This is a genomic window from Chryseobacterium sp. VAUSW3 (assembly GCF_002205795.1).
In the GTDB taxonomy this organism is placed as follows: domain Bacteria; phylum Bacteroidota; class Bacteroidia; order Flavobacteriales; family Weeksellaceae; genus Kaistella; species Kaistella yananensis.
This window is the reverse complement of sequence record NZ_NIUY01000001.1, coordinates 434,931-453,051: the sequence shown is the minus strand read 5'-3', so window position 1 is coordinate 453,051 and position 18,121 is coordinate 434,931. Positions and strand designations below refer to the sequence as shown.

General features: G+C 42.3%; 18 protein-coding genes. 11 read left to right on the top strand and 7 right to left on the bottom strand.

Features of this window, described 5'->3' with window-relative positions; genetic code table 11:
- Positions 1-24: 24 nt before the first annotated feature.
- The 7 genes from CDW55_RS01995 (at position 25) to CDW55_RS01965 (ending at position 6,054) form a co-directional block, all read left to right on the top strand.
- On the top strand, positions 25-1,659 hold the full coding sequence (locus CDW55_RS01995) for an LIC_10190 family membrane protein (RefSeq protein ID WP_088468057.1): 1,635 nt from the start codon (positions 25-27) through the stop codon (positions 1,657-1,659).
- Between the two features lie 60 nt (positions 1,660-1,719).
- Complete coding sequence (gene aroC, locus CDW55_RS01990) at positions 1,720-2,781, top strand: chorismate synthase (protein ID WP_088468056.1); 1,062 nt, start codon at positions 1,720-1,722, stop codon at positions 2,779-2,781.
- A gap of 29 nt (positions 2,782-2,810) precedes the next feature.
- Positions 2,811-3,371 carry a thioredoxin family protein gene (locus CDW55_RS01985; protein ID WP_088468055.1) on the top strand — a complete coding sequence of 187 codons (561 nt, stop codon included), beginning with the start codon at positions 2,811-2,813 and terminating at the stop codon, positions 3,369-3,371.
- A gap of 1 nt (position 3,372) precedes the next feature.
- A complete protein-coding gene (locus tag CDW55_RS01980) occupies positions 3,373-3,924 on the top strand; it encodes a TlpA family protein disulfide reductase (RefSeq protein WP_088468054.1) in 552 nt (183 codons plus the stop codon).
- Positions 3,925-4,000: 76 nt separating this feature from the next.
- Positions 4,001-4,339 carry a YkvA family protein gene (locus CDW55_RS01975; RefSeq protein ID WP_088468053.1) on the top strand — a complete coding sequence of 113 codons (339 nt, stop codon included), beginning with the start codon at positions 4,001-4,003 and terminating at the stop codon, positions 4,337-4,339.
- Positions 4,340-4,574: 235 nt separating this feature from the next.
- Positions 4,575-5,492 carry a tRNA (adenosine(37)-N6)-dimethylallyltransferase MiaA gene (gene miaA, locus CDW55_RS01970; protein WP_088468673.1) on the top strand — a complete coding sequence of 306 codons (918 nt, stop codon included), beginning with the start codon at positions 4,575-4,577 and terminating at the stop codon, positions 5,490-5,492.
- A gap of 1 nt (position 5,493) precedes the next feature.
- Positions 5,494-6,054, top strand: coding sequence for a thioredoxin family protein (locus CDW55_RS01965; protein ID WP_088468052.1), 561 nt, complete (start codon positions 5,494-5,496; stop codon positions 6,052-6,054).
- A gap of 85 nt (positions 6,055-6,139) precedes the next feature.
- Here the strand turns inward: CDW55_RS01965 and CDW55_RS01960 are convergent, their stop codons facing one another.
- Entirely contained in the window at positions 6,140-6,775 is a 636-nt protein-coding gene (locus tag CDW55_RS01960) for an MBL fold metallo-hydrolase (RefSeq protein WP_088468051.1), read from the bottom strand.
- A 93-nt stretch (positions 6,776-6,868) separates the two neighbouring features.
- Here CDW55_RS01960 and CDW55_RS01955 point away from each other — a divergent pair, with 93 nt between their 5' ends.
- Complete coding sequence (locus tag CDW55_RS01955) at positions 6,869-8,080, top strand: DUF5103 domain-containing protein (RefSeq protein WP_088468050.1); 1,212 nt, start codon at positions 6,869-6,871, stop codon at positions 8,078-8,080.
- 114 nt (positions 8,081-8,194) lie between these two features.
- Here the strand turns inward: CDW55_RS01955 and hemH are convergent, their stop codons facing one another.
- Together hemH and CDW55_RS01945 are read right to left on the bottom strand one after the other, a co-directional pair.
- Complete coding sequence (gene hemH, locus CDW55_RS01950; protein ID WP_410492764.1) at positions 8,195-9,217, bottom strand: ferrochelatase; 1,023 nt, start codon at positions 9,215-9,217, stop codon at positions 8,195-8,197.
- A gap of 67 nt (positions 9,218-9,284) precedes the next feature.
- Entirely contained in the window at positions 9,285-10,163 is an 879-nt protein-coding gene (locus CDW55_RS01945) for a NifU family protein (protein ID WP_088468048.1), read from the bottom strand.
- 121 nt (positions 10,164-10,284) lie between these two features.
- Here CDW55_RS01945 and CDW55_RS01940 point away from each other — a divergent pair, with 121 nt between their 5' ends.
- Both CDW55_RS01940 and CDW55_RS01930 read left to right on the top strand, forming a co-directional pair.
- Positions 10,285-10,800 carry a gamma carbonic anhydrase family protein gene (locus CDW55_RS01940; RefSeq protein WP_088468672.1) on the top strand — a complete coding sequence of 172 codons (516 nt, stop codon included), beginning with the start codon at positions 10,285-10,287 and terminating at the stop codon, positions 10,798-10,800.
- Between the two features lie 375 nt (positions 10,801-11,175).
- On the top strand, positions 11,176-12,111 hold the full coding sequence (locus CDW55_RS01930; RefSeq protein ID WP_088468046.1) for a YihY/virulence factor BrkB family protein: 936 nt from the start codon (positions 11,176-11,178) through the stop codon (positions 12,109-12,111).
- On the opposite strand, the gene CDW55_RS01925 is transcribed toward CDW55_RS01930, so the two are convergent.
- The gene (locus tag CDW55_RS01925; RefSeq protein WP_228399592.1) at positions 12,112-12,567 is read right to left on the bottom strand and encodes a hypothetical protein; all 456 of its coding nucleotides are present in this window, start codon (positions 12,565-12,567) and stop codon (positions 12,112-12,114) included. It abuts the gene before it with no gap.
- Between the two features lie 133 nt (positions 12,568-12,700).
- Here CDW55_RS01925 and CDW55_RS01920 point away from each other — a divergent pair, with 133 nt between their 5' ends.
- Positions 12,701-14,824: a helix-turn-helix domain-containing protein gene (locus tag CDW55_RS01920; RefSeq protein ID WP_088468671.1), complete on the top strand. Its 2,124-nt coding sequence runs from the start codon at positions 12,701-12,703 to the stop codon at positions 14,822-14,824.
- A 7-nt stretch (positions 14,825-14,831) separates the two neighbouring features.
- Here CDW55_RS01920 and lnt read toward each other — a convergent pair whose 3' ends face one another.
- The 3 genes from lnt to nadA all read right to left on the bottom strand — a co-directional run bounded on the left by lnt (position 14,832) and on the right by nadA (position 18,121).
- A complete protein-coding gene (gene lnt, locus CDW55_RS01915; RefSeq protein ID WP_088468044.1) occupies positions 14,832-16,463 on the bottom strand; it encodes an apolipoprotein N-acyltransferase in 1,632 nt (543 codons plus the stop codon).
- Positions 16,464-16,688: 225 nt separating this feature from the next.
- Positions 16,689-17,048 (bottom strand): dihydroneopterin aldolase, encoded by a 360-nt coding sequence (gene folB, locus CDW55_RS01910; protein WP_088468043.1) that lies wholly within the window; start codon positions 17,046-17,048, stop codon positions 16,689-16,691.
- Between the two features lie 53 nt (positions 17,049-17,101).
- The gene (nadA, locus tag CDW55_RS01905) at positions 17,102-18,121 is read right to left on the bottom strand and encodes a quinolinate synthase NadA (RefSeq protein ID WP_088468042.1); all 1,020 of its coding nucleotides are present in this window, start codon (positions 18,119-18,121) and stop codon (positions 17,102-17,104) included.

Here is an 18,121-nt window from a genome sequence, read left to right as displayed (position 1 = left end):
GCTTAATTTTAAGCAATCTTTTTTATGCTTTATCTACTGTTTTCCCTTATCGTTCTGATTCCTGTTTTTACAGGTTTCGGAGAAATTTTTCAAAGTACATTTGGAAAGTTTTCCTTTGGAATTTCGGCAAAAATAGTCACAGGAATGCTGACGGTTTCCGTGATCTGGACGGTCTTCTCCTTTTTCACACCACTGAATATCGCCATCGAACTTTCTACTGTTTCAGTGGGTTTGCTGGCATTTTTCTCTTACGGAACTTACCATCAGCTCTGGAAGTTTCTCAGCAGCGTTAAAATTTCTTTTTGGCTGCCCACACTCGCGGCAATTTTCTTCGCATCCTTTGCGCCTTTTATTCTCGACCATTTCGGGTATTACGTCCCGACAATAAAATGGATTGCGGAAGTAGGCCTGGTTCGCGGGATTTCAAATCTTGATTTATTACTGGGGCAAATGTCTGTCTGGCATATTTTGCAGGCGGGCTTCTCTAATTTTTCAGACCCTTTTCTGCGCTTAAATCTGGTTGCTGCCATTGCCTTCCTGATGTACATTTGCGAGAAAAAAGTGTGGATTCATCTGGTTTTCCTGCCTTTTTTATTGCTCTTCATCCAGTCGCCAAGTCCCGAATTTCCTGCAATGGTATTTTCCTTCATCATCCTTACAGAATTATTTAGAGGAAATAGAAATCCCGGGCTTCTATTTACCATTTCGGTATTGGTTTTTGCCATAAAACCAACAATCATTTGGCTGCCTATTTTTGTTGTACTTCACATGGTATTTATTTCAAAATTAAGCCTTAAGGTTTTTCTTCCGGGAATTATCTTGCTCTGTATTTTTCTGTTCAAAACTTTCTGGACTTTTGGTTATCCTGTTTTTCCGGTACAGGTGCTGGATTTGGGATTGCCATGGAAGCCCAATGCAGAACTTATGAAAAACTCTTCTGAAATGGCAGTTCAGAAAACGTATGACATGCAGTTTACCGCTGCTGAAATTCAAAAATTCTCGTTCATTGATCACCTGAAAAACTGGCTGTTTTTAGCGGGAATTAAAGGTAAAATACATCAGCTATTTATCATCAGTCTCGTCGTATTTCTCATCTTCGCGGTTAAGAAGAAATCCAAACTCATTTGGCTGCTGTTCATTGCGGTTTTTATAAAAAGTGTATTGGTGCTGCTCTTTTCAGCCCAATACCGGTTTTTTATTGATGTGTTTTTTGTGATCCTGTTTGTCCTTTTTTATCAGAAATGTTCTCAAAAAAATTCTTTAATGATTTTCGCTGTACTGTCGGTTTTACTGGGCGTGTTTCTCTCGTTTCCCAATGTTCTTAAAACCGCTTTCCCGACTTTCCGGCCGGGAAACTTCATGACAGGTTTCAAATTTGACCAACTGTATAAACCCTCAACCTTTAAACTCGAAAAATTTAAAACCTATCAGGTAGGAAATCTCCGTTTCAACGTAGTGCAGAATTATCCGTTCAGTTTCGATACGCCTCTGCCTGCTATTTCGCCCCAGTTTATTCAGGAGGATCTGGATGCCGGAATCTTTCCGCAGTTGAAAGGAAAAACCTTAAAAGAAGGCTTTATTTGGCGTAATATTTCAGAAGAAGAAAAAATTCAGATTCAGAAGATCCTGGACGAATGGGCTGCTGAAAAACATGACTGAAATCCTCTCCGTTAAAGTTTTCTGCGTGTTTACCTCATAACTTTTGATTAACTTTGTCCTATGTTCGATTTAGGAAATTTTCTTACCCTTTCCACCTTTGGTGAAAGTCACGGCGCTGCTTACGGCGGCATTATCAATAATTTTCCTGCGGGGTTGGCAGTGGATTTAGATAAGATTCAGCAGGAGCTGGACCGCAGAAAACCCGGCCAGTCGGCCATTGTTACCCAGAGAAAAGAAAGCGATACCGTAAAATTCCTTTCCGGTATTTTTGATGGGAAAACTACGGGAACCCCCATTGGATTTACCATTGAAAACGAAAATCAGAAATCCAAAGATTACGACCATATTTCAAAAGCGTATCGCCCCAGCCATGCAGATTTTACCTACGACCAGAAATTCGGACACCGCGATTACCGTGGTGGGGGGAAATCATCAGCACGCGAAACCGTAAACTGGGTGGTTGCCGGTAGCCTGGCGAAACAGCTGCTCCCACAAAATGTAGAAATCAATGCTTATGTGTCTTCTGTGGGCGAAATTTTCTGTGAAAAACCTTATCAGGATCTTGATTTTTCTAAGACGGAGTCCAACGATGTACGCTGCCCAGACCCTGAAACAGCCGAAAAAATGATTTCGAAAATAAAGGAAATCAAAAAAGAAGGAAATACCATCGGCGGAACGATAACCTGCGTCATCAGAAACCTTCCCGTGGGAATCGGCGAACCCGTTTTCGGAAAACTACAGGCAGAACTCGCCAAAGCCATGCTCAACATCAATGCGTGCAAAGGTTTTGAATATGGCAGCGGATTTTGCGGTGCAAAAATGACAGGCAAAGATCACAACGATCTCTTCAATGAAGATTTTTCTACCAAAACTAATCTTTCCGGCGGAATCCAGGGAGGGATTTCCAACGGAATGGATGTTTACTTCCGTGTGGCGTTCAAACCGGTAGCAACCATTCTTCGTCCTCAGGAAAGTATGGATAAAGACGGAAATCCGGTTATTGTAGAAGGTAAGGGAAGGCACGATCCCTGTGTTTTGCCCCGCGCGGTTCCGGTGGTTGAAAATCTGTCTGCTTTCGTGTTGGCAGATCTGTACCTGATCAACAAATTACGCAGAGTTTAATTATACATAAATCAATTCAAGCTAAAAATATGAAAAAGTACTGGGACAAATCAATCAGTTTCGAAGCGTATATGGCAGTAGCCAAAGACCGGGTTGAAAATCCTGCAGATGGCGATGATCACAATGAGTATTATGAGCTGGGTCTCCAGAGAATGGAGCGTACGCTGAAAACTTTTAAAGTTAATGCCGAAACTCTGGAAAGTTTAAAATCAAAAAATTTCGGAGGAAAAATCCTGATTATTTCTGAGCCCTGGTGTGGCGACGCCAGTGCAACCGTACCTGCAGTATCCAGATTTTTCGAAGCTGCCGGTAATGAAGTAAGAATATTTCTGAGAGATGAAGACCATTCGCTGATCAATCAGTTTTTAACCGACGGCACACAGTCGATTCCTAAAGTGTTGATTCTGAACGAAGATTTAACCGTGAAAAATGTTTGGGGACCAAGACCGAAATACGGAATGGAACTGCTGAAGAAATTCAAGGAAAATCCAGAGACTTATCCGCGCGAAGATTTTTACAACGATTTGCAGGTGTATTATGCCAAAAACCGTGGTGCAGACGCCATTGAGGAAATTATAAACTTAATTTAGTATGACGTTTTTTAAGAAAAATGCATTGTATTTAATCGTCATTGCCCTGGTGGCGGTGGTATTTCTTTTCCCGTCTGTACAGACGAAACTTAAAGAGCTTTTCCTTCCTGTGGCTGCCATAGAAAGTGCGGTAACCCTTCAGGATGAGGATTATGATGTGCAGCTGAAAGGCATCAATGTGCCGAGCACAAATCTTAAAAACCTGAAAGGAAACAAACTCGTATTTTTAAATTTCTGGGGAACCTGGTGTGCACCGTGCAGAGAAGAGTGGCCCACGATTCAGGATCTTTATGAGGCCCGAAAAGATAAAATCGATTTTGTGCTCATCGCCATGCAGGACAAGGAAGAGGATGTGGTGAAATTTATGAAAGAGAAAGGCTACACGGCACCGGTGTACATCGCCCAAAGCCCGGTTTCCAAAAATATTTTGCCCAAATCTTTTCCCACCACTTTTCTGCTCGATAAAAACGGAAGAATTCTGCTGAAAGAGGATGCCTCGAAAGACTGGAACAGCAAATCTGTTAACGATTTCATCGATAATGTGACCCAATAACTTTAACTAATAATTAATATTTAATGGTACAGAATTTGTGAAATTTATTCCGTTTCTAAAAAATCAAAACACGAAAATGAAATTATCAAAAATTGCACTGGCTAAAGAAGCTTTCAAACACAAAGGATTGATACAGAAAATCCCCGTAATCATCCGGATGATTAAATCCATCATGGGTAAAAGCGGTTATAAACCTCAGTTTAAGAACATCATCCTTCCGGGACTGGTGCTGCTTTATCTGATTTCTCCGCTGGATATTATTCCGGATTGGCTGCCTGTAATCGGCGTCTTCGATGATTTGGCGCTGCTGGCATTCGCTATTCCGATGCTGATTGCCGAAGCTGAAAAATTTGTGGAATGGGAAGCTTCCCAGAAAGCTGATTCAAAAGTCATCGATGCAGAAATCATCAAATAATTATTAAAAAATTTATAACACAAACCGTTCAGAAATTTGAGCGGTTTTTTTTGGCAGAAATTGAAACCATAGCAAAGTCAAAGGAAGGTGTTGGCAATGTCAGTCAATTATCAGATGACTGTCAAACTTAATAAGATTCCGTATTTATCAATCCTTTCTTTTGTTGTTTTCTGCTCTAAATGTTTCTTTAAATATCCGTTTAGTACATCTCAGAAAAAATCAGGAAATTAGCGCCGTGAAAAAACTCATTTCCATTATCGGCACTACGGGCATCGGCAAAACAAAACTCGCCATCGAACTGGCGAAGCATTTCGGGACCGAAATTATTTCCTGTGACTCGCGGCAGTTTTTCAGAGAGATGAAGATCGGCACCGCAACACCTTCAGCAGAAGAACTGGCAGAGGTCCCCCATCAATTTATCGGAAATCTATCCGTGCAGGATTACTACTCAATCGGTCAGTTTGAAAAAGATGCAATCCAGAAAATGGAGAGACTCTTTACACACCATGAAGTTGTGATTTTGGTCGGCGGAAGCATGATGTACGAAAAAGCCGTCATCGAAGGACTCAACGAACTTCCCGAAGCCAACGAAGAAAACCAGCAGAAACTGGAAAAAATGTTTCGTGAAGAAGGCATTGAAGCACTGCAGAAAATCCTGGAAAATCTTGATCCTGAATATTTTAATATCGTAGACCGGGATAATCCCCGAAGACTGTTCCGCGCCATCGACATCATCTGGCAGACCGGTAAAACCTACACCGAAAATATTTCGGAGCAGGTAAAAAAGCGGGATTTCGAAGTCATCAGAATTGGAATCGAAGCACCGCGCGAAACTATTTACGAAAGGATTAATCTGCGCGTTGATAAAATGCTGGAACAAGGTCTTGCTGAAGAAGTGAAATCCCTGCTGCCTTACCGGAATCTTATTTCCCTGCGTACCGTTGGCTATACCGAACTCTTTAGATATTTCGATGGCGAATGGACGCTGGATTTTGCCGTGGAGGAAATAAAAAAGAATTCGCGCCGTTTCGCAAAAAGACAGCTGACCTGGTACCGTAAAGAAACAGATATCCACTGGGTTAATTTTGAAAATTCAGTTCAGGAATCCTTATCTTTGCTCAGCAACTTAAATATTAAACCTAAAAATCAATAAAATGGCAGATACTCCTTCAAATATGCTCGAGTTGGGAACAAAAGCTCCCTTTTTCGAACTTCCCAATCCTTCGCACAGCAACGAAATTCAGTCGCTTGAAGAGCTGAAAGGTGAAAAAGGAACGCTGGTGATCTTCATGTGCAATCATTGCCCGTTTGTGCTTCATGTGATCGATAAACTGACGGAATTGTATGAAGATTACAGCGATAAAGGCATCGAGTTCATCGCAATCAATGCTAATGATGTGGAGAAATACCCGGCAGATTCCCCGGAGAAAATGGTGGAATTTCAGGTAGAACGTAAATTTGATTTTCCGTATCTCTACGACGAAAGCCAGGCGGTTGCCAAAGCTTATGATGCTGCCTGCACCCCTGATTTCTACTTTTTCGATGAAAAACTCGACTTAATTTACCGCGGCCAGATGGATGATTCCAGACCCGGAAATCAAAAAGAAATTACCGGCGAAGATTTAATTATCGCTTTCGAAAATCTTCTTGCAGGAGCACCTCAGGAAGAATTCCAAAGACCAAGCTTAGGCTGCAATATCAAGTGGAAGTCTTAATAAGAGCAAGATAAAGCGGCATGTAAAAAGTAAAAAGAGCCAGGTGTTTGATAGACCTGGCTCTTTTTATTTTTATCTTTTTATTTTAGAAGAAGGGATTATAATCTTTTTCAAAACCAATCGTTGTCGGGTTACCATGTCCGTTATACACTTTGGTATCGCCATCCAGAATAAATAGTTTCGTTCTGATGCTTTCGAGTAACTGCTCGTGGTTTCCTTTGTAAAGATCGGTGCGTCCGATGCTTCCTTCAAACAGCACATCACCGGAAACTACAAATTTCTGCGCTTCGTTGTGGAAGGCGATATGTCCCGGAGAGTGTCCCGGTACATGCAGGATTTTAAATTCATCTTCGTCAAGTTTCAATACTTCATTTTCTTTCAAGAACTGGATTTCGCCTTCAAAAGGTTTAAAGAAAAACCCGAACCGGTTGGCATCCATGGGATTTCTGTCGAGTATTTCCTTTTCAGTCTCGTGAAGCAGTACAGGAACATTGTAAAGGTTGTAAACCGTCTGTAAACCCAACACATGGTCGATGTGGGCATGGGTGAGGAGAATATTCTGGATTTTTAAACCATTTTCTTCAATAAAATTCTGCAAAAGCCTGGTTTCTTCAGTGCTGAAGTTTCCCGGATCGATGATGAATGCATTTTTATGGTCATTATAAACCACATACGTATTCTCCGAAAAAGGATTGAAAACGAATGATCTTATCTGTAACATAGGAAGCAAATTAAGTTTCAAAAATACGTTTTTACGGAGAACTGTGCAGAATGGTTACAACAAATTGGCGTAAATTTCGTTAACTTCGTACGAATGAATTTTTTATCTCTCTTTTTTATCGCGCTCTCGTCATTTGTTTTGGGTCAGGATATCCGCAGCATTCAGCTGTTTAATCCGCAGACCAATGACGAAACTCCCGTGATCGGCTTTAACGAACAGCTGATTCTTAAATTTGATGACTTATCGAATTCCAGTACAGTTTACCGGTATACCCTCAAGCATTTCGACAGAAACTGGCAGGATGACGGGCTATTTTTTACCGAATACGCCAACGGAAGCCTGAACGGTCTCATCGATAATTTTCAGTATTCTTTCAATACTTTACAGCCTTATACCAACTATACGCTGGCATTTCCGAATGATAAAATCCAGCCGAAGATCTCCGGAAATTTCGAGATTATCGTCTATAAAGATTCCCAAAGCAAACCGCTGTTCAGTAAAAGATTTTCTGTCGTAGAAGACGGGGCTAATGTTGCCCTGAATATCAGCCGCACTACCGATGCACGGAGACCACAGGTTAACCAGCGCGTTGAGGTGCAGGCCATTGGCAATAATGCCGCACTGTCGCAGAACATCAATTCGGTAAGCCTGAATGTAATCCAAAACAACAACTGGAACACGGCGGTGTACAACCAGCGGCCAAGTTCTTCCCTTGGAAACAAAATTCTGTTTCAGCAGATGAGTCTCACTTTTCCGGGGAATAATGAGTTTTATTATTTCGACAACAAGAACATGAACCAGGCTTTCGATATGGTTGCCGGCGCAGAAACGGTAGAAGGAATCAATTACACGTATTTATATCCGGTTTGGGCGTTTCCGCTGAATTACCAGTACCAGCCCGATGTAAACGGCGCCTTTTATTTCCGAAGAAACGATTTGGGAATTGAGCGCGTGGCTGATAAAGAAGCCGATTACTCCTGGGTGTATTTTGCGCTCGATTCCGAAAAAACAGATAAAGAAATCTATGTGCTGGGTGGTTTCAATGATTTTATTCCCACCAAAGAAAACCAAATGTTTTACGATGAAACCGCCAAGAAATATATCGCAAAAATCTACCTGAAACAGGGGTTCTACAATTATATCCTGGCTACTAAAAACACAGACGGAAGTCTGAATTTCGGTGAAATCAACGGCAGTTTCTGGCAGACAGAAAATCTTTATCAGGCCTATCTTTACTACAGACCTTTCGGCCGCAACTACGATGGATTAATAGGCTACGGCGAATTCCGAAAACCGGTAAGGTAGTATTTCAGGAGCTTTTTCCCGCTATCCACTGTATCTTTTGCTCTTCGTGCCTCATCACAAAAGGATGCCGCTCCTATCGGGGCTAGCGGAAACGTTGTAAAATTTAATTCGGTCCTAAACCAGATAAAATTCCCCGAGTTTTTCTTCACATAAAGTCTTCACCACTTCAATCCATCGGTCTTCATCATTCAGACATGGGATATAGTGGAAATTTTCACCGCCTGCATGAAGAAACTCTTCACGCCCTTCAACAGAGATTTCTTCCAACGTTTCAAGACAGTCTGATACAAACGCCGGACAAACGATGGCCAGATTTTTCACGCCTTTATTTGGTAAGTTTTCTAAGGTTTCATCAGTGTAAGGTTCCATCCATTTGTCTTTTCCGAGGCGGGACTGGAAAGAAATTACCGTTTTTTCTTTTGGAATATTCAGTTTCTGAATTACAAGTTCTGTAGTCTTAAAACACTGATGGCGGTAACAGAACTGATGGCTCGGATTCTGGTCGCGGGAGCAGCAGTCGTTGAGATTACAGGTTTTTGTAGGATCGGTTTTGTAGATGTGTCTCTCCGGAACGCCATGATAAGAAAACTGCAGCGCATCGAAGTTTTCAGGCAGTTTCTCCCGGATGCTTTCCGCTAAACAGTCGATGTAAATTTCGCGGTTGTAGAATGGCTGTACATAATTGATTTTCACCTCGGGAAAGAATTTTTTGCGCACTTCCTCGGCTTTGTCAATCACCGTTTCTGTTGTGCTCATCGCATATTGCGGATAAAGAGGAAACAGCACAATTTCGGTAACGCCCTGTTCGGTAAGTTTACGGATTCCGTTTTCGATGCTGGGTTCAGCGTATCGCATCCCGATTTCTACAGGCACGTCGACCAGTTTCTGTAATTTCGTCTGAATCTGTTTCGTGATGACAATCAAAGGCGAACCTTCGGGAGTCCACACGGTTTTATAGGCCGCTGCAGATTTCGGCGGACGGGTATTCAGAATGATGCCCTGTACCAGAAGCGACCGGAAAAACCATCGGTAATCGATCACTTTTTCATCCATTAAAAACTCGTCGAGATATTCTTTAACGTCTTTTACATCTGTTGATTTCGGAGACCCGAGATTGACTAATAAAATTCCTTTCATAAAAATAAATAATGCGTGCTGCGAAATGGGTAATGTATTGCTTTCGCGTTACCCGTCGCTATATTTTTTATCCGTTTACAGCTTCTACATTCTGCACCAAATCCGGAACAAACTGTTTCAGGAGGTTTTCGATGCCGCCTTTTAAGGTCGCTGTAGAACTTGGGCAGCCCGAGCATGCGCCCTGAAGCAGCATTTTTGCAGTCTTGGTATCTTCGTCATATCCGATGAGCGAGATTTTTCCGCCATCGCCTTCAACGGCAGGAGCAACGTATTCATTTAAAATATCCGAAATTTTCTGCTCGTTTTCGGTGTAATCCCTGTTGATGATGCTTTCTACCGGACTTGAATGTTTCTGGGGTGAGATATTTGAAATTTTTCCACCGTTTTCCAGATATTCTGTAATGAACGCGCGCACCGGAACCATCACTTCATGCCATTCCACAGAAACATTTTTGGTGACGGCCACGAAATTATCAGAAATAAAAACTTCTTTGGCGAATTCAAATTCATCAAAAATCGCCTTTGCCAAAGGTATTTCTGCGGCTTCTTCTCTCGATTTTACCTCTACAAAACCCTCAAGCAGCTGTTTTCCTGAAACGAATTTCATTACCATTGGATTCGGAGTCATTTCCGCAAAAACCGGATGGGCTTCTGCTGTTTTCTGTCTGTAAACTCTTGGATTTGCAAGCAGCTGGTCTTCAATGATATTCTTTAAACTGTCGGTTACAAATTCCCATTCTACGGTATCTTGTTTTGCAACTGCAATAAAATTGGCGGTGATGAAAATTCTTTCTATAAAAGGGTAATTGAAGAGTTCTTGTGCCAACGGAATTTCCGAAATATCAGAATTTCGGTCGAGCTCCAGCGATCCGGGAATCAGGTTATAATCGGCGACAAACTTCATCACTTTTGGATTTTCGGTAGGCTCTATAAGTATTGATCTCATTTTATTTCGTTAATTTTGGATGACAAAAATACGGATTATAAACCGGCTTTGGGAATCTGAAATTAAGATATTTTCAATCCGGGAAAAATCAATTATCAATAACGCTAGCGCAAGAAAGAAAATGGCATTAATTAAAGAACTTTTAGGAAAGACCCCACAAATTGGCGAGAATACATTTCTCGCGGAAACCGCAACCGTAATTGGTGACGTAACGATGGGCAGAGACTGCAGCATTTGGTATAACGCAGTGATTCGCGGCGATGTGCACTTTATAAAAATGGGAGATCAGGTAAACGTTCAGGATAATGCCATGCTGCACTGTACTTTCGAGAAATTCCCTCTCATCATCGGCAATAATGTTTCCATCGGGCATAATGCTATTGTTCACGGCTGTACTATCAAAGACAACGTGCTGATCGGTATGGGCGCCATTGTGATGGATGACTGCCTGGTTGAAAGCAATTCCATTGTAGGCGCAGGTTCTGTTGTCACGCAGGGCACCCATATAAAATCGGGTGAAGTCTGGGGAGGAATTCCGGCGAGAAAAATCAAGGATATTTCATCGGAACTGCTGGAAGGCGAAGTAAACCGTATCGCCAACAACTACGTAAAATATTCTGGTTGGTATAAGGAATAAATGATTGGATTCTTTGCTCTTGTAATCTTAATTTTTGTTGCAATTCCATTATCCGCCATATTTGGACTGTATTACCGATTCAGATACAACAGCGCCAGAAATTATGTCATCATCATTTGTGTATTACTTCTGATATTCTACCTTTTTTGGATGCAGAAAACCTGGATGAATTTTGTGCATTTGCATTGATTCATTTATATTACGTTTCCATGTGTTCTGAAAATGGGCCTAAAATATCTGTGTGATTTTAAGATCTGACAACGCCGCTCCAGAAAAGTAGGAACGAATTTTGAAGAAAGATAAAAAATATTCATCCAAATCACCTTCGAAACGGGCTCTCATGGAGGGTGAATGTTTTTGATCTTAAAATTCGTTATGAAATACCTAAAATTCACCTGGCAGCTTCTGAAAGAAACCTTTACGGAATGGAACAGCGGCAATGCGTCACGCGATTCGGCAAGTCTTGCCTATTACGCGATTTTTTCGCTGCCGGGATTGCTCATTATTGTCATCTGGATTGCCGGAATCTTTTTCGGTAACGAAGCCGTGCAGGGACAGATTACGGCGCAGGCTAGCGGAATTGCCGGCAAAGAAATTGCCGACAGTCTGCAGACCATGATTGCCAGTGCCGTATGGGACAACCAGAATGTCTTGATGAAAATCTTCGGAATTCTGACGCTTATTTTTGGGGCAACCACGTTGTTTTTTCAGATGCAGCACAGTCTAAATACGCTGTGGGATGTGGAAGCGGCTCCTAAAAAAGCCTTTCAGAAATATGTACTCGACCGTGCCAACTCGCTGGGGATGATTCTCATTATCGCCTTTTTACTGTTAACCAGCCTTATTTTATCATCGATGCTTGGATTGGCCAATGAATGGATTACACGACATTTTGGCCTCGAAACCTTTTTAATGGTTCAGGTCCTCAACTTTGTTTTAAGTTTTGCCGTGATTGTTGTGCTTTTTGCGCTGATGTTCAAGGTGTTACCCGACGTTGAAATTTCCTGGCGGTCGGTCTGGATGGGCGCTTTCGTCACTGCGTTGCTTTTTAATATCGGAAAATTCCTTCTCGGTTTTTATTTTGAAATTTCGAAACCTACATCAATTTTTGGAGCCGCCGGAACAATTATTCTCCTTATGATGTGGGTGAATTACTCTTGCCAGCTGGTGTTCTTCGGTGCGGAATTTACCAAAGTGTATGCAAACAAAATGAACCACAACATCAGGCCTTCAAAACATGCAAAATGGAGCGCCGCAAAATTACTGAAGGACACCATGCATAAAACCGACAGCAACCAGAGCGTTGGCTGATTACTGGATTGCCGTAACTCCGGAATCTCTCACCAAAACCGCCTTTCCATTTTCGCATCTTATTTCAGAAGGAGGCATTACCATCGCACAGTCCGACATTAAATTGTATTTTTTATTGAAAGCCGACTGCATCTGGGTGAAATGTTCAATTTTTGGAAGAATCTGCGCTTCAAGTTTTGTGGGATAAGCAATATACGAACTCGGACCGCCACAGGGTTTTGCGCCGATGGCTGTAAATTTCCAATCAGCAGGATTGGTGCACGGTTGCAGCGCAATAAAGGCATCGATTTCTCTCATTAGGGAAGTTAATTGCTGTCGATCTTCCTGCTGGGCCATATTGTTTTCAGGTTTCAGCGAGATGTCTTTGGGAAGGGTATCGGTGTTTTCTGCAGATTTTTTTGTTTTGCACGAAACGAGTGAAAGTAAAGCGATTCCGATGATGAATATGTTTTTCATTTTCATAATTTATAATGCTAAAGCAAAAATATTGCCTTTTCCCGAGACTACACAGCTTTGAACTCTAAAATACAGAACTTATTTAATCTGTCTGGTTTGTTGAAAGATTAATGATTTTCTTTAAATTTGGATGATGAATGAATCTCTCTTCAATTTGGCAGAACATACCAGCCGCAGTATTTTTCTCACCGGAAAAGCGGGAACGGGAAAAACCACTTTTCTGAACGATTTTGTGCGCAAAACCCGCAAGAAACATATCGTGGTTGCGCCTACCGGAATTGCTGCAATTAATGCCGGCGGGGTTACAATTCATTCGATGTTCGGATTGCCGCTGCGTACTTTTCTTCCGACCACAGAGAGGGTCGACAGTAATCTGGCCAACAATATTGCCGATCTCATGCATCATTTCAAATACCGCAAAGACAAACTGAAACTGCTGCGCGAAATTGAAATGATTATCATTGATGAGGTTTCAATGTTAAGAGCCGATGTTCTGGATATGATGGATTTTTCGCTGAGGCATGTGCGCCGGAACCAGCAGAAATTTGGTGGTGTGCAGATGCTTTTTATCGGCGATCTTTATCAGTTACCGCCGGTGGTACGCGACGAATATGTTCTGAAACAGTATTACAGTTCACCGTTTTTCTTCGACAGCTATGCGTTGAAGGAACTTCCGCTCATCACGCTTGAACTTACCACCGTTTACCGGCAGAAAGATGAGAAATTCCTCGAAATACTGAACGAAATCCGAGACGGAGAAGTGGGCGACATCGATTTCGAGACGCTTAACAAAAGATATCTGCCGGATTTCGAACCCAAAGATGAACCTTATGTTTATCTCACTTCGCACAACAGGATGGCCGATGAAATCAATCAGAAAAAATTGGCGGCACTTCCGGGGAAAGCACGTTTTTATCATGCGGAAATCATCGGAAATTTTAATGAAAACCAATTTCCGAATGACGAAATCCTGGAGCTGAAAGTCGGTGCGCAGATTATGTTCATCCGAAACGATGCCAGCGGCGAAAAAAGATATTTCAACGGTAAACTTGCAGAAGTGGTTGAAGTTGACGAAAAGGAAATCAGCGTCATCATCGATGGTGAAGACGAAATTTATAAACTCAAGAAAGAAACCTGGGAGCAGAAACGCTATTCTTTGGGTGAAGACAAAAGCATTCAGGAAGAGGTGCTGGGAAGTTTCAAACAGTATCCGGTACGGCTTGCGTGGGCGGTTACGATCCATAAATCTCAGGGCCTTACTTTCGACCGGCTCATCATCGATGCCGGAAAATCTTTTGCTTCCGGCCAGGTATATGTCGCACTTTCCCGCTGCCGGACTTTGGAAGGAATCGTCCTGAAATCTAAAATTACTCCTGATGTTATTTTTTCCGACCGTAGGGTTTCGAAATTTCAGGATGAAACGAATGCCAATAACCGCATCGAAGAAATTTTGAATACTGAAAAATACGATTACAGCATCCATAAAATCATCAGCAGGATCGACTGTAAATGGATTCTTCCTGCGTTGCAGCTATGGCATAATTCAGCGAATCACAGCAAAATGCTGGATAAAGAGAAAGTAAAATTTCTTTATCACGGCATCAAACCCGAAATCGAAAAATTTGCGTCAGTCTGCGAGAAATTCGAAAAAATCATTCAGCAGAAAACACGCAAATTCATTAGTGGCGAAGAGGAATGGAGTGAGATTGAAGCCAAGGCAAAAGGGGCGGTGAATTTCTTTTTTACGAATGTAAATGCGAAGATTTTCAGTCCGCTGAAAGAATTTTATGCCGAAAGTAAAGGCGTGAAAGGGCTGAAACAGTATAACGAAGACTTCCGGGTTTTTCTGGATGATCTGGAAGATTATCTGAATGGTTTGAAAGACCTTCATCTGCTGGAAACGCAGCTTTTCGATCCCGAGAATGATGTGAAAGTGACGACTAAAATTGCGAAAATTCCGTCGCACATCCTCACCTTCCAGTTTTTTGAGGAGGGCAAAACCATCCCGGAAATTGCCAGAGAACGCGGGTTGGTGACCGAAACCATTTACGGCCATCTGGCCAAATTCGCAGATCAGGGTTTGCTCGATCTTACGAGGGTTTTCGATAAAGAAAAGATTAAAACCTTCGAAAAAGAATTCAAAAAAAACAGCAGCGCCGAAACCTTATCCGACTGGAAGAAAATCCTGCCAAATGATTTTGAATTCAACGAAATCCGGATTCTGATGAACCATTACAATTTCAGGAAAAATTCTTAACCTAACTTTAACCTTTCTTCCTGTTCTGGAATTTCTTAATCAGCGTGTAAAAAACGAGAAATCCCAAGACAAAAACAGAAATTCTTGACAGCAAGTCGCCGGCTCTGCTGTAAAAAGTCATGCCGTCATAAAGATTAATTTTGGCGAAGAGCGTCGTTTTGTCGCCGTACAGCGTATCAGCCAGTACATCTCCTCTGGCATTAATGTGGGCAGAAATTCCACTGTTTGCGGAACGGGCGATTTCGCGGCGGGTTTCAATCGCGCGCAGTCTCGCATACGCCATGAGCTGCTGGTGGCCCTGGGTAACGCCCCACCAGGAATCGTTGGTCATGATGGCCAGAAAGTTGGCACCTTTTTTTACATAATCCGTTACGAATTCTCCATAAATACTTTCATAACAGATGATTGGAGCCAGTTTTCCGGGATTGTAAGGGTTGGTGAATGCGATTCTCTCTTTATCAATTCCTAAAGAAGCCGTGGTGCCGCCAAGATTCAGCATGGCATCGCCTAAAAGCGGTTTCAGTACGTTGATATATGGGAAAATTTCAACGCCGGGAACCAGTTTCCCTTTGTGGTAAACTTCTACTTTCTGATTCGGAATAATCTGAACGGCAGAATTATAGCTGTCAACATACATACCCTGTGAAGTTTGGTAAGCGGTTTCAGATTTTTCATTTTCATCGGTATAAAAACGGTGAGATGAAATGCCTGTCGCAAACACCGATTTTGGATGTTGGGCAAGAAAACCTTTTACCGTATTCAAAAGCATGCTCTGCTCAAAACCGTTTTCAGAAATGGAACCAAAGCCGGGAATTGAGGTTTCCGGACCGATGTAATAATCGATCTGTCCCTTGGAATTTGTTTCCGCCAGCGTGAGTAAATCATTCAGAATGGTTAAACTGTCTTTCGAATATTTTTCGGTGTAAGGATCAAGTTCGGGCTGCAGCATGAGTACATTCACGGACTCGATTGGTTTTTCATCGAAATTATTGTACTTCACCAAAGAAATCAGCATCGGAACGGCGATGCCAATGACTAAAACCGCGGAATTGATGATTAAAGATTTTCTTTTGCGGCCGGCTTCCCAGATTCTTAGCGTATAGAAAGCATACACATTGATGAGTAAAATCCAGAAACTTCCACCCGTAGCGCCCAGTGTATCGTACCACTGAATGATTTTCGGGTAATCTGCGAACACATTGCCCAAATTCAGCCACGGCCAGGTCAGTTCCCAGCTGAGGTGAAATTTCTCGAAACACATCCAGATGGCGACAAAAAAAGTAAGCCCCCAATAGGTGCCCTGCGCATTTTTGTACCAGTGATAGAGCTGAAAGATGAAGGAGTAGAACAGCGAATTGAGGATGACAGGAACAGCGACTGCAAAAAGCGAGTGGGTTCCGTCTGGATTCTTCGACCCGTAGAGCCAGCCTGTGGTTACGATGTTCCAGATCAGAAAGCAGATATAGGAAAGTCCGAAAACAAGACTGCCTTTGTTTTTGATTCCCGAAAATTTCGAAATGTCGTGTTCCATCATCAGCAGAGGAACGAGGGCGACAAAGATGAAGAACGGGATTCCGTAGGTGGGCCACGAAATGCTGAGGAGCATGGCAGAGATTAATGAAAGTACAATATATTTCATTGAATGTTGTCTTTATTTGAGATGGTACGGGCCTGAAAAATTTTGTGGCCGCACAAATTTACTGAAAATATTTTGGGATCAAGGCTGCAGGAACTTCCGCCAATCTGATAAAGGTCGCAGATTTTTAGGATTTATGTTTTATCTAAAGCCCACGCGTTGGGACAAAAGATAAGCGGGCTGAAGCCCGCTGCTATTCATGTTTTCTTAAATCTGATTTAATTCCCCTTAGAATTTCTTTTCAAAATACACCGATACACCGTCCATTTCCCCCTGCATTGGCGGATTTGTTTTCGTCATTTTTAATGAAAGAAAGGTGATCTGCGGGAAGGTGTCTTTAATTTTCCGCATGATCCTGCCACAGACATGTTCCATCAGCTGCGACGGAATTTTCATTTCCTCATGAATCAACGCATTGATTTCTGCATAGTTGATGGTGTCGTGCAGATCATCAGTTTCCGTCGCTTTCCAAACATCAGCGTGAATTTCAACATTCAGGATGAAATAGGTTCCGATAATGGTTTCTTCGGGAAGAACGCCATGATAGGCGTAGATTTTTAAGTTATCGAAAATGATTTTTGAAGTCATATTTTACACATAGCGCTGTTAGGGCTCTGAGCCCTAACAACGCTTTTAATTTATTATTTTATCGTCTTGCTCAGTTCAAGCATGGCTTCGATGGGTTTCAGGGCTTTCAGGCGAAGTTCCTCATCAATTAAAATCTCGGGCAACTCGTATTTCATGCAGAGGTACAGTTTTTCCATCGTGTTTCTCTTCATGTAAAAACATTCCGAACAGTTGCAGCTTTCATCAAAAACCAAAGCAGGAATCAGTTCTTTATGTGGTGCACGTTTTTTCATCTCGTGCAGAATTCCTTCTTCAGTCGCCACGATGAATCTCTGGCAGTCATCTTTTTCCACGTAATTGAGTAATGCTGAGGTGGAGCCCACAAAATGCGCAAGATCGAGGACAGCAGATTCGCTTTCAGGATGCGCAATCAGTTTGGCATCGGGATGTTCTGCCAACTGTTTTGCGATTCTTTCCATGGAGAAGGCTTCGTGTACGATGCAGCTTCCGTCCCACAGAATCATTTCGCGGCCGGTTTTTTTTGCTAAATAAGCACCAAGGTTTTTATCGGGTGCGAAGATGATCGGGCGGTCTTCGGGCAGTGATTTAATAATGGTTTCCGCATTGGAGCTGGTTACAATAATATCAGATTCTGCTTTCGTCTCCGCGTTACAGTTGATGTAGGTGGCGATAAGCGCATTGGGATGTTTTGCGCGCATGGCCCGGAGACCTTCACCGCTGCAGCCGTCGGCCAGTGAGCAGCCTGCCTGGGTATCCGGAAGGACTACTTTTTTTGTAGGATTCAGGATTTTGGCAGCTTCGGCCATGAAATGTACCCCACAGAACGCGATCATGTCGGCATCGGTTTCCTTTGCCTGACGTGCCAACTGAAGGGAATCTCCCAGGAAATCTGCGATATCCTGAATGGCTGGCGGCTGGTAATAATGTGCAAGGATTACTGCATTTTTTTCCTTTTTAAGATCCAAAATGGCCTGTACCAGTTCTTCGCCCTGAGGAATTACAAGATCATCTATTTTTAAGAATCCCCTTACCGGAAGATTCGATTTTGCTTTATCTAAATTCGCTGTACTCAT

Coding starts and splice junctions, on each gene's coding strand:
- CDW55_RS01995 (WP_088468057.1), top strand. CDS start 25: ATGCTTTATCTACTGTTTTCCCTTATCGTTCTGATTCCTGTTTTTACA.
- aroC (WP_088468056.1), top strand. CDS start 1,720: ATGTTCGATTTAGGAAATTTTCTTACCCTTTCCACCTTTGGTGAAAGT.
- CDW55_RS01985 (WP_088468055.1), top strand. CDS start 2,811: ATGAAAAAGTACTGGGACAAATCAATCAGTTTCGAAGCGTATATGGCA.
- CDW55_RS01980 (WP_088468054.1), top strand. CDS start 3,373: ATGACGTTTTTTAAGAAAAATGCATTGTATTTAATCGTCATTGCCCTG.
- CDW55_RS01975 (WP_088468053.1), top strand. CDS start 4,001: ATGAAATTATCAAAAATTGCACTGGCTAAAGAAGCTTTCAAACACAAA.
- CDW55_RS01965 (WP_088468052.1), top strand. CDS start 5,494: ATGGCAGATACTCCTTCAAATATGCTCGAGTTGGGAACAAAAGCTCCC.
- CDW55_RS01960 (WP_088468051.1), bottom strand. CDS start 6,775: ATGTTACAGATAAGATCATTCGTTTTCAATCCTTTTTCGGAGAATACG.
- CDW55_RS01955 (WP_088468050.1), top strand. CDS start 6,869: ATGAATTTTTTATCTCTCTTTTTTATCGCGCTCTCGTCATTTGTTTTG.
- hemH (WP_410492764.1), bottom strand. CDS start 9,217: ATGAAAGGAATTTTATTAGTCAATCTCGGGTCTCCGAAATCAACAGAT.
- CDW55_RS01945 (WP_088468048.1), bottom strand. CDS start 10,163: ATGAGATCAATACTTATAGAGCCTACCGAAAATCCAAAAGTGATGAAG.
- CDW55_RS01940 (WP_088468672.1), top strand. CDS start 10,285: ATGGCATTAATTAAAGAACTTTTAGGAAAGACCCCACAAATTGGCGAG.
- CDW55_RS01930 (WP_088468046.1), top strand. CDS start 11,176: ATGAAATACCTAAAATTCACCTGGCAGCTTCTGAAAGAAACCTTTACG.
- CDW55_RS01925 (WP_228399592.1), bottom strand. CDS start 12,567: ATGAAAAACATATTCATCATCGGAATCGCTTTACTTTCACTCGTTTCG.
- CDW55_RS01920 (WP_088468671.1), top strand. CDS start 12,701: ATGAATGAATCTCTCTTCAATTTGGCAGAACATACCAGCCGCAGTATT.
- lnt (WP_088468044.1), bottom strand. CDS start 16,463: ATGAAATATATTGTACTTTCATTAATCTCTGCCATGCTCCTCAGCATT.
- folB (WP_088468043.1), bottom strand. CDS start 17,048: ATGACTTCAAAAATCATTTTCGATAACTTAAAAATCTACGCCTATCAT.
- nadA (WP_088468042.1), bottom strand. CDS start 18,121: ATGAGTACAGCGAATTTAGATAAAGCAAAATCGAATCTTCCGGTAAGG.